The following is a 457-nucleotide window of genomic DNA, read 5'->3' on the forward strand; positions in this document are numbered from 1 at the left end:
GATCGCCGGGAACAGCAGGACGCCGTCGCGCTGCATCTCGTACAGACGGTGGACACCCGTCGTGGTCTCCTCCGTCACGCCGCGGATCTCCGACGCCAGTGCCGTCCAGTCCAGGGAGCTGTGCTCCAACAGGGCTCGTACGACGGCGAGTTCCTCGTTGTCCGCGGTGGGCAGGTCACCGGTCTTGTGGTACTCGACGCCCTTGTGGACGAGGAGGGTGGCGTCGCCGCCGTCGTCCAGAATCATGTTCGGGCCGGTGTGCCCGGGCCAGGTCAGCGCCTGCTCGGTGCACCACCAGTACTCCTGAAGCGTCTCGCCCTTCCAGGCGAAGACCGGGATGCCGGCGGCGGCGACGGCGGCGGCCGCGTGGTCCTGGGTGGAGAAGATGTTGCAGGATGCCCAGCGGACCTCGGCGCCGAGGGCGACCAGGGTCTCGATGAGCACGGCGGTCTGCACG

General features: G+C 69.1%; 1 protein-coding gene. It reads right to left on the minus strand.

Annotation, left to right across the window (positions count from 1 at the left end; genetic code table 11):
- Nucleotides 1-457: adenosylhomocysteinase (locus ADK64_RS06645; RefSeq protein WP_199829504.1), on the minus strand; the 457-nt coding region annotated here is incomplete at both ends.

The sequence above is a fragment of the Streptomyces sp. MMG1121 genome (genome assembly GCF_001280015.1).
Lineage (GTDB): Bacteria > Actinomycetota > Actinomycetes > Streptomycetales > Streptomycetaceae > Streptomyces.